Raw genomic sequence first — 14,854 nt, 5'->3', positions numbered from 1 at the left:
TCCTTGCCTCAGCTGGCCTTCTCGGCCAGCTTCTTCAAGACATGCGCTGCGGCCACCAGGCCGAAGGTGGCCGTGACCACCATGGCCGAGCCGAAACCGGCGCAATTCAGCCCTGTCACGCCAGCTTGCGTGCTGTCGGCGGCATCCTCGCCCCCATCCAGGTCTTCTGCCTGCACGATCTCGCAGGCTTCGCCCTCGGCCAAATCCGGGAAACGCAGCGGTTCCGTCGAGAACACTGCGTCGATATGAAACTTGTTCTTGGTCCCGCGCGGGAAACCATGCTGTGAACGCAGGCGCTTGCGTACCTTGGCCAGCAACGGTTCCTGCTCGGTACGGCACAGGTCGCGGATCTCGATCTGAGTCGGATCGATCTGCCCGCCGGCGCTGCCGATGGTGACCATGGGCATGCCGTTCTGGCGGCACCAGGCGATCATCGCCACCTTGGCCGGGACATTGTCGATGGCGTCGATGACGTAATCGAAACGGCCACCGCCCAGCATCTGCTCGACATTCTCCGGATCGACGAAATCCTCCACCTCGGTGACCACGCAGGTCGGATTGATCTGCCGGATGCGCTCATGCAGGGCCGTCACCTTGGCCTGTCCCAGGGTGCCGGTGAGCGCATGGATCTGGCGATTGACATTCGATTCAGCCAGGTTGTCCAGGTCGATCAGGGTCAGGTGGCCGATGGCGCTGCGGGCCAGCGCCTCGACGATCCAGGAGCCCACGCCGCCGACGCCGACCACGCACACGCGCGCCTGGCCGAAGCGTTGCAGGGCTGCCGCGCCGTACAGGCGGGCAACGCCGCCGAAGCGGCGCTCATAGTCGATATCGTTCAGATCGATGGATGCGGTCATGATAAAAAAAGGGGAATGCAGTGATGCGCTGTCGTGAAGATCAGCATTATCCCGCCTTTGCGGGCCTTTCATGAAAAAGGGCCGCTGCGTGAACGCGGCGGCCCTCCCTGTGCAACGCTGGTGAATCGGAAATCAGACCACCGCGCCGCCGTTCTCGTCCTTGACCTTGACCGGCTTGATCAGGTCTTCGCGCTTCACGCCCAGCCACATGGCCAGCGCTGCGGCGACGAACACCGAGGAATAGATACCGAACAGGATGCCGATGGTCAGCGCCAGCGCGAAATAATGCAGCGTCGGGCCACCGAAGAAGAACATCGCCAGCACCATCATTTCAGTGCTGCCGTGAGTGATGACGGTACGCGACATGGTGCTGGTGATCGCGTGGTTCAGCACTTCGGGCGCGGAGAGCTTGCCGAAGCGGCGATCCCGGAAGGCCTCGCGCACCCGGTCGAACACCACCACCGACTCGTTGACCGAGTAACCCAGCACGGCCAGGATGGCGGCCAGCACCGTGAGCGAGAACTCCCACTGGAAGAAGGCGAAGAAGCCCAGGATGATGATGATGTCGTGCAGGTTGGCGATCACCGCCGCCACCGCGAACTTCCATTCGAAGCGGAAGGCCAGGTAGATCACGATGCCCAGCACCACCATGCCCAGGGCCAGCAGGCCATCATGGGCCAGCTCGTCACCGACCTGGGGACCGACGAATTCCACGCGCTGCAGGCGCACGTCCGGATCATCAGCCCTCAGGGCGGCATTGACCTTCTCGCTCTGCTGGCTGGCGTTCACGCCGGCTTGGGCGGGCAGGCGGATCATGACGTCCTGGGCAGTGCCGAAGCTTTGCACCAGGGTGTCGCGGTAACCCAGTCCCTCAATGGACTTGCGGATCTTCTCCAGGTCAGCCGGCTTGTTGTAGGCCACTTCCATGACCGTGCCGCCGGTGAATTCGATGGAGAAGTGCAATCCCTTGGAGAACAGGAAGAACACCGCGGCCACGAAGGTCAGTGCCGAGATCGCATTGAAGATCAGGGCATGACGCATGAAGGGAATATCTTTTTTGATGCGGAAAAATTCCATCACTATCCTTTCGGTGCCGGCGCCGCCTTCAACGGGGCGCCCGGCTCAAATCTGGCTGTGCTGCTGATGATTACTTGGCGTCGCGCTTGGCCTGTGCCTTGCCGGAGGTCGAGAGCACGTCACCCTCGGGCTTCCAGATCTGGCCGATGGCCAGGCCGGACAGGCGCTTCTTGCGGCCATACCAGAGGTTGACCACGCCGCGCGAGAAGAACACGGCCGAGAACATCGAGGTCAGGATGCCCAGGCAGTGCACCACGGCAAAGCCGCGAATCGCGCCGGAACCGAAGATCAGCAGCGCCAGGCCGGCGATCAGGGTGGTCACGTTGGAGTCCAGGATGGTCGCCCACGCGCGATCGAAACCGGCAGCAATGGCCGCCTGCGGCGAATTGCCTGCGCGCAGTTCTTCACGGATGCGTTCGTTGATCAGCACGTTGGAGTCGATCGCCATACCGAGCGCCAGCGCGATGGCGGCAATACCCGGCAGGGTCAGCGTGACCTGCAGCGTGGACAGCAGCGCCACCAGCAGCAGCACGTTCACCGACAGCGCCAGGGCGCTGAAGAAACCGAACAGCTGGTAGTAGATCACCATGAAGACGGCCATGGCCAGGAAGCCATACAGCACCGAATCAAAGCCCTTCTTGATGTTGTCGGCACCCAGCTGCGGGCCGATGGTGCGCTCTTCGATGATGTCCATCGGTGCGGCCAGCGAACCGGCACGCAGCAGCAGGGCCAGGTCGCTGGCGGCTTCGGGCGAACCCATGCCGGTGATCTGGAAGCGCGAACCCAGTTCGGAGCGGATGGTGGCCACGGTCAGGACTTCGCCCTTGCCCTTTTCGAACAGGACGATGGCCATGGCTTTGCCGACCTTGTCACGGGTGGCTTCGCGCATCTTGCGGCCGCCGTCGCCGTTCAGGTCGATGCTCACCGCCGGCTGGTGGTTTTCATCGAAGCTGGCCGAGGCGTTGGAGATGTAGTCGCCGGTCAGCACCGGTTCCTTGTTCAGGACCACGGGCGCGCCCTTGCCGATCTTGAACAGTTCGGAGCCGAAGGGGATGGCCGAGGTTTCTTCGGTGCCGCGCACCACGCTTTCATCGACCATGCGCACTTCCAAGGTCGCGGTACGGCCGATGATGTCCTTGGCACGCGAGACGTCCTGCACGCCCGGCAGCTCGACCACGATGCGGTCGGCGCCCTGGCGCTGGATCAGCGGCTCGGCCACGCCCAGTTCGTTGACACGCTTGGACAGGGTGCTGATGTTCTGCTTGACGCCGTCTTCCTGGGTCTGCTTCAGGGCTTCCGGACGCAGGGTGGCGATGAGTTTGAGGTCATCGCCACTGCCGGCGTCGGTGAGCACCATTTCCTGCAGTTCGCCGAGGGCGGCGCGGGCCTTGTTGCGGGTATCGGCATCGCGGAAGGAAATCTCGATGCTGTCGCCGGAGCGGTTGATGCCGCTGTGGCGGATGTTCTTGTCACGCAGCAGGCTGCGCACGCTCGCTTGCATGCCTTGCAGGCGCTTGTTCAGGACCGCCTTGATGTCGACCTGCATCAGGAAGTGCACGCCGCCGCGCAAGTCCAGGCCCAGGTACATCGGGAAGGCGTGCAGGCTTTGCAGCCATTGCGGGGTATTGGGCAGCAGGTTGAAGGCGACGATGTAGGTCGGGTCGCTGGGGTCGGTGTTGAGTTCCTTCTCCAGCAGGGCCTTGGCCTTGAACTGGATGTCGGTGGTGGCAAAGCGGGCACGCACCGAAGGCTGCGAACCGGCATTGTCGAACGCCACGCTCTCTGCGCCGAGATTGCCTTGTTTCAGGATCTGATCGACACGGCCGGCCACGGCAGGCTCGACCTTCAGGGTCGACTTGGCACTGCTGATCTGTACCGCGGGGGATTCGCCGAAGAAGTTCGGGACGGTATAGATCACGCCGAACAGCAGGGCCAGGACGATCAGTGCGTATTTCCAGAGAGAGTAACGATTCATGGTCTTGTGCTTCTTGCTTGCGGGAGAGGGCGGCAGGGACCTGCCACCCTGTTCAGAACGCTCGCCAGGAAACGGAAGTTTCTGCGCGCCGTTCTAACGACATGGGCGCATCAGCGATGCGCCCATGGGTTCGCCGGTTCAGGCCGGCCAACCGGTGAGGCCGATTACAGGCCCTTGATGGTGCCCTTGGGCAGCAGGGTGGTGACAGCGCCCTTTTGCACGATGACTTCGGTGCCTTCGGAGACTTCGATGGTGATGTAGCCATCGGCCACCTTGGTGATGCGGCCCAAGAGACCACCGGAGGTGACGACTTCGTCTCCCTTGCCCAGTGCGTCCATCATGGCTTTCTGTTCTTTCTGACGCTTCATCTGCGGGCGGATCATCAGGAAATACAGGACCACGAACATCAGGATGATCGGCAGGAAGCTGGCCAGGTTGCCCATCGCGCCACCAGGGGCTGCTGCGGCCGTTTGCGCGTATGCGTCGGAAATAAACACGTAAGGCTCCAAAGGTTGATTGAAAAATAGCCCTGCATTCTAGCACTGCGCAGGCACCAAACCGCCAAATCGGGATGCATTGCCGCAGATCAAGGGGGAACCGGGCAAAATCGGGCTTTTTTATCACCTGCAGCGACAGAAAAATCGCTGCATCCCCCGTGAAATGGCAGGGCGCATGAAAAAAGCTTCATTTCGCCCTAAAGCCGCCCTTAATATAGGCGGCGCTCCGGTCCCCTGCTTCGCGCGCCAACCCGATCCGACACCGCATGCCAGCTTCCCCCGCTCCCGAACCTGCCACCCCCTCCGCCTTGCCCGCTGCCCCGCGCCAACCGGCGTGGGCGATCTTTCTGGTCTTCCTGCGGCTGGGGCTGACCTCCTTTGGCGGGCCGGCCGCCCATCTCGGCTATTTCCGCCATGAATTCGTGGCCCGGCGGCGCTGGCTGTCCGAACAGACCTATGCCGATCTGGTGGCCATGTGCCAGTTCCTGCCCGGCCCCTCCAGCAGCCAGGTCGGGCTGGCCATCGGCCTGATCCGCGGCGGCTATCGCGGTGCGCTGGCGGCCTGGCTGGGCTTTACCTTGCCTTCGGCGCTGCTGTTGATGGTGGTGGCCTTGTCGGTGCTGGAGGATGCACATTGGCTCTCCGGGGAGGTGGTGCACGGCTTGAAGATCGTGGCCGTGGCCATCGTGGCGCAGGCGGTGTGGGGGATGGCGCAGACGCTTTGCCGCGGACCGGTGCGCCTGGCCATCATGGTGCTGGCCGCGCTGGCGGCCTGGCAGCTGCAGGGCAGCCTGGTACAGCTGGGCGTGATCGTGGCCGCCGGTCTGGCCGGACGGCTGCTGCTGCACGGCCCGCAAGTTGTCCTGCAGGAACATCTGCCACTGGTGGTCAGCCGCCGCACGGGGCGCGCCTGCCTGCTGTTGTTCTTCGTCCTGCTGGCGGGCATTCCGCTGCTGGCCGCGCTCCATCCGGCGGCCTGGCTGCAGCAGATCAACATCTTCTATCGCGTCGGTTCCCTGGTCTTCGGCGGCGGCCATGTGGTGCTGCCGCTGTTGCAGGCCGAACTGGTCCCCACGGGCTGGGTCAACAAGGACGTTTTCCTGGCCGGTTATGGCGCGGCCCAGGCGATCCCCGGCCCGCTCTTCACGCTGGCGGCCTATCTGGGCGTGGTGATGTCTTCCTGGCCCAACGGTGTGGCTGGTGGCGTGCTATGCCTGCTGGCCATCTTTGCGCCGTCCTTCCTGCTGGTGACCGGGCTGCTGCCGTTCTGGGATGCGGTGCGCCGTCAGGCCGCGATGCAGGCGGTGCTGGCGGGCGTCAATGCCGCGGTGGTGGGATTGCTGCTGGCAGCGCTCTACCAGCCGGTGTGGACCAGCGCCATCTTCGGCGGGCGCGACCTGCTCATTGCGCTGGCGGCCTTTGCTGCTCTGGTGTGGCTGAAACTGCCCTCTTGGGCGGTCGTGCTGCTGGCAGTGCTGGCCGCAGCCCTGCCGGCGCTGGCCGGGATCTGACTGGCGAGCAGTTGCAGCGGACTCAGTAAACCACCACCACCGAACGCTCCTGCTGGTTCACCAGCAGAAAGGCACGCCCATCCGGGCTGCCCACCGGCGCGGCACCACAGGTATTGGTCACGGCCGCCATGCCATTGATGATATTGACCACCACGTTGCAGCGCGTAGTCACCAGCACCGAGATGGAGAGCTTGGCCGTGGTGGCCGCCTGCAAATGCGGCCAGGCCCAGCAGCCAAGCGTGAGCAGAAGCAGCGCGGCATGCCAGCGCAGCAGGTCAGGACGGGCCAGTCGGGCGCGTGCCATCGAGGGGGGATGTGCCATGGTGCGGGCTCCTTGTCGGGTTGGGCCACTGCATTGTTTGGTTGTGCTGTCATCTTAAATAAATTAAGCGAATAAATCAATAAACTTAATTTAACAGAGCAAAATGACAATATTGTTTATTTCGAACTTGCAGCGGAAGCCGCGCAGCACCAGCAGCAGCGTGGCATAGGTCAATTATTATCGCAATGACAAGCTCAGCATTGTGCCGCATTTTGACCACAGTCGCGCTTTCCCGTCGGAACAAATAAAACAATTTCGGCAATTTATTATCCGATTCGTTATAATTGATTCTATCGAAACCCGCAGTGCCTCCCTGCACTTGCGGGCGGAATCGAACCGGAGTCGGGAAACATGGAGACAAGCTCGTGATGCCAGGCAGCACCCCCAATGACGCGCAGCACGCCCCGGCGCGCCCGCGCGACGGGCGTTTGCCGCTGGCGCTGGCCGAGGCCGGCTTTGCCGTGCTGACGTTGGCCGCGCTGTGGCGTGCCAACCTCCCGCCCTGGTTGATCGTGGGACTGCTGGCGCTGTGGCTGGTACGGGCCCTGATCCTGCTGCGCCTGCTGCGCGACCATCAGCGTGCCGCGCGCAACCTGGTCCTGGCCAAGGAAGCGGCCGACCAGGCCATGCTCACGCGCGGGGCCTTCCTCTCCACCATGAGCCACGAAATCCGCACACCCATGAATGCGGTACTGGGCATGGCCGGACTGTTGCGCACCACGCGCCTGGATACGCAGCAAGCCGAATTCGCCAAGGCCATCGAGGATTCGGCCAATGCCCTGCTGGGCATCGTCAATGACGTGCTGGATTTCTCCAAGATCGACGTCGGCAAGATGGACATCGCCGTGGTCGAGTTCGACCTGCTGGAAGTGGTGGAAGCCAGCGCCGAAGCGCTGTCCTTCAAGGCGCACGAAAAGCGCGTGCGCTTGCTGGCGCACGTCGATCCGCGCCTGCCGGTGCGGCTGCTGGGCGACCCCGGACGCATCCGCCAGGTCCTCCTGAACCTGCTGGGCAACGCGCTCAAGTTCACCCATGTGGGCGAAGTGCTGCTGCGGGTGCAGGCCTTGCACGTGTCGGGCGATCACTGCCGGGTGCGTTTCGAGGTGCGCGACAGCGGCATCGGCATGGATGACGATACGCTGCGCCGCCTGTTCTCGCCCTTCTCGCAGGCCGACAACTCGGTCACCCGCCAATACGGCGGCACCGGCCTGGGCCTGTCGATCTGCAAGCGCCTGGTGGAACTGATGGGCGGCAAGATCGGCGTGGAGAGCACGCCCGGTAACGGTTCCTGCTTCTGGTTCGAACTGGGCATTCCCGTGGCGCAACCCGCGCAGTTCGCCACCCGTCCGCATGCAGCCAAAAAACGACAGGTGGCCCTGCTCGAAACGCACGATGCCAGTGCCGCCATGCTGCACGAATACCTGCGCGGGGCCGGGCTGGAAACGGTGCGCTACAGCAGTGCCAGCGACGCCCTGGCGGCGCTGACCGGCCCGGCGGCCACGGCCACCGGCATCGATACCCTCATCGTCAGCAGCGAGATCCGGGATGTGCCGCCGGCCGCAGTACTGGCGCGCCTGCACGCGGAAAGGCCGGCAGTTACGTGCGTGCTGCTTGACCATGGCGTACACGGCCTTAATATAGACGGAAAATCAACGTCGCCAGCCCTGCAGTTGCCGCTGCGCAAGCAACAGCTGCTGCGTGCGGTCGATCCGCTGGCGGGCGGCAAGGATGCGGCCGACGGGGAATTGACGGCAGCGCGCCCGCTCAGGGCGCTGTCCCATCAGGGGCAGCAGGAACAGCGTGAACTCCTGCTGGTGGAAGACAACGTGATGAACCAGAAGGTGGCGGTGTACCAGCTCAATGCCATGGGCTACGCGGTCGATATCGCCTCCAACGGTGCGGAGGCGCTGGAGAAGCTGGCACGGCGCGCTTACGCGCTGATCCTGATGGATTGCCAGATGCCGGTGCTGGATGGCTACGAAACCACGCGCCGCATCCGGCGTCTGCAGGGCGAGCTGGCCCACACCCCCATTGTCGCGATGACCGCCAATGCCATGGCCGGGGATCGGGAACAGTGCCTGGAGGCCGGTATGGACGATTACCTGACCAAGCCTTTGCTGCGCTCGCAACTGGCGGCGATGCTGGAGCATTACCTGCCGGCCGCGCAGGAAGCGGCCGCCGACACCGGGGCTGCGCCGGTCATGCTTGACGAGAGCCGCCTGCAGGAACTGTTCGGCGAGGACACCGCGCTGGCTGGCCAGATGCTGGACATGTTCGTCGAGCACACCACGCCGGTCATGGACGATCTGGCGCGGCATTGCCAGGCCAGCGATCCGCTGCTGGGCGAGATCCAGGCGCTGGGCCACCGGCTGGCGGGCAGCTGCCTGAACCTGGGCATCCAGGCGCTGGGACAGGCGGGACGCAACATGGAATTGGCGGCACGCCAGGGCGAACTGGCACACGTGCGCAAGCTGGCCGAGGAGTGCGCAAGCGCCTTCGCCGCCTTGCGACAACACCTAAAAGAGAGGGCCGGGGGAACACATGAAGATTCTGATCGTTGACGACGACAAGACCAATCTGTCGCTATTCACGCACATGCTGGCGCAACTGCCCGATACCAGCATCAGCACCTGCCCCGATGCGTATGAAGCGCTGGACTGGTGCGGCAGCCACGATCCGGACCTGATCCTGCTGGACTACATGATGCCGGGCATGGATGGCCTCGATTTCCTCTCGCGTTTTCGCGCCATGCCGGGTCAGGAAATGACGCCGGTCATCATGATCACCGCCGACATGGGCCTGCAGGTGCGGCACAAGGCGCTGCAGATGTCGGCCAATGATTTCCTGTCGAAGCCGGTGAACCGGGTGGAACTGCTGGCGCGGGTGAAGAACATGCTGGCCATGCGCAAGTCGCAGCTGGCCATGAGCCGGAAGATCGAAGACTTGTCTGAAGAGGTGGAACAGAAGGCGCAGCAGAGCACCAGTCTGGCGCTCAATTCGGTGGACCTGCTCTCGCGCGCGGCCGGCTATCGCGATCCGGAAACGGGCGAACACCTGGTGCGCATGTCCAATTACACCCGCATCATCGCCGCCCATCTCGGCTTGCCCAAGGAGGAGCAGGACCTGCTGCTGGCGGCCTCCCCCATGCACGACATCGGCAAGATGGGCATCCCCGACCATATCCTGCTCAAACCCGGACGGCTGGACGAGGAAGAACTGAAGGTCATGCGCCTGCACGCGCAGATCGGTGCCGACATCTTGCGCGGCAGTCCGTCCTCCCTGCTGCAGACCGCCTCCCGGATCGCCGAGACCCATCATGAAAAATGGGATGGCAGCGGCTACCCCAATGGGATAAAGGGCGACGACATTCCTTTGTATGGCCGCATCGTGGCCGTGGCCGACGTGTTCGACGCGCTGACCTCCTCGCGTCCTTACAAAAAAGGCTGGAGCCTGGAAGACGCAGCGCGTTATCTGCGCGACAATGCGGGCAGCCACTTCGATCCGCGCTGCGTGGAAGCCTTCTTTGCCGGCTGGGAGGAAGTGGTCGATATCTACAACCGCAACCAGGACGGCAAATGATGCTCACCTTCATTGAACCCACGTTGTTCGAGAAGCTCAGGAGCGCCCAAGCCCTGCCCTCGCCCGGCGGGGTGCGCCTGACCATCATGCGCCTGTGTGCGCAGGATGATCCCGACATGCATGAACTGATCCACCTGGTGCAGGCCGATCCGGCCCTGTCCGGGCGCATCATCCGCATCGTCAACGTACTCAATGCCGACCGCGTGCGCCCGATCGCCTCGGTCAGCATGGACAGCATGCTGCTGGTCGGCCTGCAGGCCGTGCGCCAGCTGGCCCTGGCGCTGTCGCTGGCGGAAACGACGGCCCCGGCCTCCTGCGCCAACTTCAAGCTGCCGGCCTTCTGGGCCCACAGCTTCGCCATGGCCTGCAGTGCCCAGGCCATCAGTGGCCACACCCGCGTGGCACCGCTGGGAGAAATGTTCACCACCGGCCTGCTGGCCAACATCGGCAAGCTGACCCTGGCCTCGGCCCATCCGGCCGGCTACTCGTCGCTGCTGACGCGCCCGCTGGAACCGTCGGGGCAACTGGCGATGGAACAATCGCTGTTTGGCTTCAATCACCTCAACATCGCGGCGGCGCTGATGCAGGACTGGAAGATCCCGGAACTGTTCTGCGATGCCGTGCTGCACTACGAAGCCCCGGCCCTGCCGGAGGAGCTGCCGGCTCCGCGCCCGCTGGAAATCATCTGGACCCTGTATCTCTCGGCCGCCATGGCCGAACTGGGCTGCGGCACACCGCAGGTAGCCGAGGCCGCCCTGCCCAAGATCGCGCGGGCGCTGCCGCAACTGCAACTGGCACCGAATGATTTCCCGGCGCTGTATCAGGCCGCAGGGGAGGACTGGCAGGATTGGACCCAGACCATGCACCTGACCGCCAAGACCCTGTGGCAGGGTCTCCCGGGGCAGGTCCACGACAAACTGCTGCGCCTGCAAGAGGCCGTCGGCGGAGACGATGCAGGCACTTGAACAACTGCTGCTCAGCGAAGCACCCGACGCCTATGTCCTCATGGACATGCAAGGCGGCGTGGTCTACTGGAACCGCTGCGCCGAACAGATCTTCGGCTACAGCGGCCAGGAAGTGCTGGGCCAGCATCTGTCGGACTTCATCGTGCCGCCCGAGCGGCGCGCAGAGGAAGAGCGGGTGTTCGCCGATACGCTGGCGCTGGGCCGGGCCGAATGCCAGTCCATCCGCCGCCGCAAGGACGGCTCGCTCTTGCACCTGTCAGTCTCCAACAAGCTGTTGCGCGATCAGCAAGGGCAACCGCAATACGTGCTGTCCTGCAAGCGGGACATCAGCCAGGCCACGCTGCAGCGTGACATCAGCCTGATCGCGGCCAGTGTCCACGGGCTTTATGATTCGCTGCCCGACGGCATCGTCGTGGTCAACGCGCTGGACCGCGTGGTGCTGGCCAATCGCCGCGCCGGCGAGCTGTTCGGCTGGGAGGTTGGCGAACTGACCGGGCGTGCCATCGATGTCCTGATCCCGCAGCGCTTCCTGGCCATGCATGCGCAAAACCTGGCGGAGTACCTGTCCGGCCGCGCCGGTCCGGCCAGCAATACCACGCCCGACCTGTGCGGGCTCAAGCGCAATGGCAGCGAATTCCCGGTTGACGTCAGCCTGAGCCCGCTGGCCATCGAGGGCGAGACCTTCCTCATGATCGCCGTGCGCGACATCAGCGACCGCAAGCGCATCGAAGAAGATCTGGCCGAAAAGAACCACGCCTTGCAGGAGGCCGTGGAGTCGCGCGACCGCTTCCTGGCCAATACCTCGCACGAGCTGCGCACGCCCCTGAACGCCATCCTGGGCTTTACCGAAATCCTGCTCACACGCATGGGCGGACCGCTCACGGCCGAGCAGGAACAACAGCTGCAGACCGTGCACGAAAGCGCCCAGCATCTGCTGGGACTGATCACCAGCCTGCTGGATGTCTCGCGCATGGAGGCCGAGGCGGAAGACCTGATCCCCGAGGCCCTGCTCTGCTCGGAACTGATCGAGGAAGCCGTGGCCGTACTGCGCCCGGCCGCAATGAAGAAAGGCTTGCAGCTGGAGCTGGCACCCTATGCGGGCGAAGTGCGCATCCATGCCAACCGGCGCGCCCTGGCGCAGATCCTGATGCACCTGGTCGGCAACGCGATCAAGTTCACCGATCGCGGCCAGGTGCTGGTGAAGCTGCGCCAGCAACACCACGACAAGACCCTGACCAGCTGGATCGAGGTCAGCGACAGCGGCTGCGGCATCAGCGAACAGGACCAGCAGAAGCTGTTTCGCGCCTTCACCCAGCTCGACGCCACCGCCTCGCGCAAGCACGAGGGCATGGGCCAGGGCCTCTACCTGAGCCAGAAGCTGGCCAACCACATGGGCGGCACGATTACGGTACAAAGCCGGGTCGGGACCGGCAGCCGTTTCACGCTCTGCCTCGAAGAGAGCACTTGAGCCAGCGCATGCCGTGACATCTCGGCGTGCGCCAATCCACCACAACAGCGTAGAATCGCGGCACAACAAAAACAGTTTCCGAAGGCTGCTTCCCGTGGGGAGCATGGCTGCGGGAGGGTTTCCAAACATGCCGACTTCACGTCTCCTGATCATTGACGATCATGCGCTCTTTCGTTGCGGCCTGCGGCTGGTGCTGCAGGCCGCCTTGCCGCACGCCAACATCGGCGAGGCCGCCTCGCTGGAGGACGCCATGCGCCTTGAGGACGGCCAGCCGCCCGGCATGGTGCTGCTGGACATCCAGCTGGGCGGGCTCAATGGCATCGACGGCATGTCCGTGCTGGCGCGCAAGTGGCCGCAGGTGCCGGTCATCATTCTTTCCGCCGACGATACCGACGAAACCGTGCGTGAAGCCACCCGGCGCGGCGCGGCCGCCTTCGTCTCCAAGGCAGCCACCGCTGACCACATCCTGCGGGTCTTGCTGGAGGTGGCTGGCGGACGGCATGTCCTCCCTGTGGCCGATGTCGCCGCCGATGCCACCGGCAAACCCCAGTTCACGCCACGCCAGTACGAGGTACTGGGCCTGCTCAGCCAGGGCCTGACCAACAAGGCCATCGGCCGCCGGCTCAATCTTTCCGAAAACACCATCCGCGGCCATGTCCAGGCCATCCTGCTGGCCCTGGACGTGGACAACCGCGCCGAAGCCGCCTTTGCCGCCCGCCGGCGCGGCCTGGTGAGCTAGCGCATGAAGAGCGACGGCGCGCTGGCAAGCGCACCCGTGCACGCGGCGGGCGACGACACGCTGCACCGCGTCCGCGTGGAGCAGGTGCGGCTGTTGTGCGGCAATCTGGGCAGCTCGGTGCTGCCGGGCATTCTGGTGGCGCTGCTGGTGGCCTATGCACTGCGCGAGAGCGCCGGTCTGTGGCCACTGCTGGGGTGGGCTGCCGGGGTGATCGCCTCCAAGCTGTTCGACTACGCCGATGCGCGGCGCATGTTGCGCATGGAAATCACGCCCGCCAACATCGACCTTATCAAGCGCCGCCTGGTCGTGTTGCATGGCATCGATGGTGCCGCCTGGGGCCTGTTGGCACCGCTGGCGCTGGATACCGCCAGCCCGGGTGGCAGCATCCTGCTCATCGGGGTGCTGGCGGGGGTGGCCGGCAATTCCATGTCGATCCTGTCGCCGGTGCTGCCGGCCTTCGTCTCCTTCTGCCTGGTGGAGCTGGGCATGCTGGCGGCCAGCGCCTGGCATACGCATGAAGATGCACTCCAGGTGCTGGCCGTGGCCGCCCTGCTCTACGTCGCCTCGCTCATGGTCCAGGCGCGCAACAGTGCGCGTGCGGCGCACGCAGCCATCATGCTGCGCTTCGAGAACAACGCGCTCATCGAGCGCCTGCAGCGCGAATCCGAAAAAACCCAGCAGGCCCTGCAGCAAGCCGAACAGGCCAATGCCGCCAAGTCGCGTTTCCTGGCCGGGGCCAGCCACGACCTGCGGCAACCCATCCATGCGCAAGGGCTGTTCCTGGAAGTGCTGTCCAATACCCCGCTCGATCCCATGCAGCGCGAGGTGGTCGGCCGCCTGCGCAATGCCGCCGACAATTGCGCCGACATGCTGCATACCCTGCTGGATTACTCACGCATCGAAGCGGGCGTGGTGACACCGCAGCTGGCCCCTTTCCGCCCGCAGGCGCTGATCCATCGCATCAGCCGCGAGATGGCCGCGCAGGCCGAGGCCAAGGGTCTGGTGTTCCGCACCCGCGAGAGCCAGGCAGTGGCCAGCGCCGATGCGGGGCTGACCGAACTGATCCTGCGCAATCTGGTGTCCAATGCGATCCGCTATACCGAACGAGGTGGCGTGCTGGTGGCCTGCCGTCAGCGGGGTCCACAGGTGTGGCTGGAGGTATGGGATACCGGCATCGGCATCGCGCCGGAGCAGCAGCAAGAAATCTTTCGCGAATTCCACCAGCTGGGCAATCCGGAACGCGATCACAACAAGGGGATGGGCCTGGGTCTGGCGATTGCCGAGGGATTGGCGAAGATGCAGGGCTTGCAGCTGACGGTCCAGTCACGGCCGGGACGAGGAAGTGTCTTCCGGCTGCAACTGCCGGCGGCGCTCCTGCCGCTGCCGGCGCATCCGGGCAAGCCGGCACCGGCGCTCACGGCACAGCGGGACCTGCACGGCCTGCGCATTCTGCTGATCGATGACGACCAGCGTGTGCGCGACAGCATGGCGCAGCTGCTGGGCCAATGGGGCTGCCATTGCATCGACGTCGAAGGCCTGGAAGAGGCCAAAGCGCTGGCCCACTCACAGGAATTCGACGTGGTCATCAGCGACTACCGCCTGCGTGCGCATCGCAATGGCACCGAAGCCATTGCGGCAGTCCGCGCTGCCAGCCGGGAGCATGTCGGTGCGCTGCTCATCACCGGGGATACGGCACCGGCCCGGCTGCGCGAAGCCAGCGAAAGCGGCATTCCCATGCTGCACAAACCGGTGGCCCCGGCGCAATTGTGGGAGGCACTGCTGCGGTTGGCGGCGAAGGCTGGAGGCGTGCATCCGCAATGATGGGTTGATGCGCAATGGCGGGCACCAACACATCAGCGCATTG

At 64.5% G+C, this 14,854-nt stretch carries 12 protein-coding genes; 7 read left to right on the top strand and 5 right to left on the bottom strand.

The window, feature by feature from the left end:
* Window positions 1-8 precede the first annotated feature (8 nt).
* From tcdA to yajC, 4 genes are all read right to left on the bottom strand, one after another.
* Window positions 9-857 (bottom strand): tRNA cyclic N6-threonylcarbamoyladenosine(37) synthase TcdA, encoded by an 849-nt coding sequence (gene tcdA, locus ACWFUC_RS11220; RefSeq protein WP_489624904.1) that lies wholly within the window; start codon window positions 855-857, stop codon window positions 9-11.
* A 132-nt stretch (window positions 858-989) separates the two neighbouring features.
* Complete coding sequence (secF, locus tag ACWFUC_RS11215) at window positions 990-1,934, bottom strand: protein translocase subunit SecF (protein ID WP_489624903.1); 945 nt, start codon at window positions 1,932-1,934, stop codon at window positions 990-992.
* 70 nt (window positions 1,935-2,004) lie between these two features.
* Window positions 2,005-3,909, bottom strand: a complete 1,905-nt coding sequence (gene secD / locus ACWFUC_RS11210) for a protein translocase subunit SecD (protein ID WP_489624902.1) — start codon at window positions 3,907-3,909, stop codon at window positions 2,005-2,007.
* 164 nt (window positions 3,910-4,073) lie between these two features.
* Window positions 4,074-4,406: a preprotein translocase subunit YajC gene (yajC, locus tag ACWFUC_RS11205; protein ID WP_088757356.1), complete on the bottom strand. Its 333-nt coding sequence runs from the start codon at window positions 4,404-4,406 to the stop codon at window positions 4,074-4,076.
* 266 nt (window positions 4,407-4,672) lie between these two features.
* Here yajC and chrA point away from each other — a divergent pair, with 266 nt between their 5' ends.
* The gene (gene chrA, locus ACWFUC_RS11200; protein WP_489624901.1) at window positions 4,673-5,917 is read left to right on the top strand and encodes a chromate efflux transporter; all 1,245 of its coding nucleotides are present in this window, start codon (window positions 4,673-4,675) and stop codon (window positions 5,915-5,917) included.
* 22 nt (window positions 5,918-5,939) lie between these two features.
* Here the strand turns inward: chrA and ACWFUC_RS11195 are convergent, their stop codons facing one another.
* Entirely contained in the window at window positions 5,940-6,239 is a 300-nt protein-coding gene (locus ACWFUC_RS11195) for a hypothetical protein (RefSeq protein ID WP_121037898.1), read from the bottom strand.
* A gap of 368 nt (window positions 6,240-6,607) precedes the next feature.
* Between ACWFUC_RS11195 and ACWFUC_RS11190 the strand changes: the two genes are divergently transcribed.
* From ACWFUC_RS11190 to ACWFUC_RS11165, 6 genes are all read left to right on the top strand, one after another.
* Window positions 6,608-8,800, top strand: coding sequence for an ATP-binding protein (locus ACWFUC_RS11190; protein ID WP_489625536.1), 2,193 nt, complete (start codon window positions 6,608-6,610; stop codon window positions 8,798-8,800).
* Window positions 8,781-9,818 (top strand): HD domain-containing phosphohydrolase, encoded by a 1,038-nt coding sequence (locus ACWFUC_RS11185; protein WP_039788967.1) that lies wholly within the window; start codon window positions 8,781-8,783, stop codon window positions 9,816-9,818. The genes ACWFUC_RS11190 and ACWFUC_RS11185 overlap by 20 nt, the downstream gene beginning before the upstream one ends.
* The gene (locus ACWFUC_RS11180; RefSeq protein WP_121037892.1) at window positions 9,815-10,783 is read left to right on the top strand and encodes an HDOD domain-containing protein; all 969 of its coding nucleotides are present in this window, start codon (window positions 9,815-9,817) and stop codon (window positions 10,781-10,783) included. The genes ACWFUC_RS11185 and ACWFUC_RS11180 overlap by 4 nt, the downstream gene beginning before the upstream one ends.
* Entirely contained in the window at window positions 10,770-12,251 is a 1,482-nt protein-coding gene (locus ACWFUC_RS11175) for a PAS domain S-box protein (protein ID WP_489637598.1), read from the top strand. The genes ACWFUC_RS11180 and ACWFUC_RS11175 overlap by 14 nt, the downstream gene beginning before the upstream one ends.
* Window positions 12,252-12,378: 127 nt before the next feature.
* The gene (locus tag ACWFUC_RS11170) at window positions 12,379-12,990 is read left to right on the top strand and encodes a response regulator transcription factor (RefSeq protein WP_121037886.1); all 612 of its coding nucleotides are present in this window, start codon (window positions 12,379-12,381) and stop codon (window positions 12,988-12,990) included.
* A 3-nt stretch (window positions 12,991-12,993) separates the two neighbouring features.
* Window positions 12,994-14,811: an ATP-binding response regulator gene (locus ACWFUC_RS11165; RefSeq protein ID WP_489624899.1), complete on the top strand. Its 1,818-nt coding sequence runs from the start codon at window positions 12,994-12,996 to the stop codon at window positions 14,809-14,811.
* Window positions 14,812-14,854 lie beyond the last annotated feature (43 nt).

It is taken from the genome of Herbaspirillum sp. Her4 (assembly GCF_057961335.1).
The sequence above is the reverse complement of the archived record's forward strand: the minus strand, read 5'-3'. Positions and strand labels throughout refer to the sequence as shown.